We start from the raw sequence: 1,504 nt of genomic DNA, 5'->3' as shown, positions 1-1,504 counted from the left end.
GTACAACCGCCTGTACAACCGCCTGCGCAACCACCTGCACAACCCCTGCACAACCACCCGCCACAACCGCCCGCACAACCACCCGCACAACCGCCTGCACAACCCCCTGCACAACCCACCCCTAACCTCATCATTAGCAAAATAGACGTAGACAACACCCGCCAAACCATGGTCATGCTCGGACAAGACAGCTTTGAACTTCTAAGCGCCCAAAGCTACGCCCTAGAGCGCCTCCAACAAGGCGAACGTGCCGACACAGGACGCCTCCACCTAAATCTGCAATACGACTACCACGGCAACAAAGCCCTAACCGACCACGCCACAGGACTACGCGCACGTTATGGCATAAACGACAACCTCACCCTAGGCGTAGGCTACGACCACAGCGTCAGACGTCAACTCCCCGACAGCTACAAAAACAACCACGACAGCGGCAACATCGGCGTTTATGCACGCTACACCCACCATCACCCTGATGGCAGCGAAACCTACCTTCAACCAGCGCTCGCCTACAACCGCTATCAGGCAGACATCCGCCGCCCTGTATTATCCAATACAGAAGCCACCCACAGCCCCACCACCGTCCAAGGACAAAGCTACAGCCTCACCCTAGGACAAGAGCGCCAACATCTAGGCTGGCATAGCAGCATCCGCCATAGCCACATCAGCCGCAAAGGGTATCGTGAAAGTGGAGATTTCCCCATTAGCTACGGCGACATTGCCCTCAAAGACACCAGCCTTGCGCTAGGCATACACAGCAACTATCCGCTTAATAGCAAACTCAGCCTCCAGCCAGCGCTAGAGATAGAGCAACGCTTAGGCGGCAGCGACCCCACCTACAGCGCGCAAGGCGACTACATTGGCAACTTCAGCCACACCGTGCCATTAAACCGCACCCGAGGCAAAGCCCAAGTCAGCGTAAAATACCAAATCAACGACGACATGCGCATAAGCCTCACCCCCAGCCTAAGCAAAGACCGTATAGGAGAAGCCAAAACAGGCGCAAACCTTAATTTTGAAGCTAGATTCTAGTCGCGCTAAGGCAGGGGGATAGAGAAATCAAATTTGAACAAACCCCATCCACCCCCACCCAAAAGCAAAGCGCCCCCCGTGGCGCTTTACTTTTATCCACCCCAGCCCCAATTAACACTCCCCCACCTACCCCCCACACCGCAAAACCGCCCCCATCGCGCAAACTTGCTATCAATTTAACACCCCCTTTGCCATCGTCCGCGCCATCTCAGACACCGCTGATTCCCACGCCTCGCATAGTTTCGAAGAATTCATCACCCTAGCAGGCAAACATTCCGCCGAAATGGTGCGCCAAATAGTGCAACATATCGACTAAATCACCGCCCCCCAATACCCAACCAACTAATCAATGCGCGCCACAGCCTAAAAATAAAACATTGCGCATCGGCGGCGCGCATAATTCCCACACCACACATCGAACATCGCACACCACACACCACACACCACACACCACACACCACACACCACACAC

3 protein-coding genes are annotated in these 1,504 nt (G+C 55.1%); 2 read left to right on the top strand and 1 reads right to left on the bottom strand.

Features of this window, described 5'->3' with window-relative positions:
* Positions 1–1,032: autotransporter outer membrane beta-barrel domain-containing protein (locus tag A5N84_RS09205; RefSeq protein WP_158008697.1), on the top strand; the 1,032-nt coding region annotated here is incomplete at its 5' end.
* On the opposite strand, the gene A5N84_RS09200 is transcribed toward A5N84_RS09205, so the two are convergent.
* On the bottom strand, positions 1,022–1,207 hold the full coding sequence (locus A5N84_RS09200) for a hypothetical protein (RefSeq protein ID WP_072282136.1): 186 nt from the start codon (positions 1,205–1,207) through the stop codon (positions 1,022–1,024). The two genes, A5N84_RS09205 and A5N84_RS09200, sit on opposite strands and share 11 nt — an antisense overlap.
* Between A5N84_RS09200 and A5N84_RS13575 the strand changes: the two genes are divergently transcribed.
* Positions 1,187–1,348 (top strand): phosphorylase family protein, encoded by a 162-nt coding sequence (locus tag A5N84_RS13575; protein ID WP_078055698.1) that lies wholly within the window; start codon positions 1,187–1,189, stop codon positions 1,346–1,348. The genes A5N84_RS09200 and A5N84_RS13575 overlap by 21 nt on opposite strands.
* The last annotated feature ends 156 nt before the right edge of the window (positions 1,349–1,504 follow it).

This window comes from Rappaport israeli (assembly GCF_001888055.1).
In the GTDB taxonomy this organism is placed as follows: Bacteria; Pseudomonadota; Gammaproteobacteria; order Cardiobacteriales; family Cardiobacteriaceae; genus Rappaport; species Rappaport israeli.
Note: the sequence above shows the minus strand (reverse complement) of the source record. Positions and strands in the feature narration are given on the sequence as shown.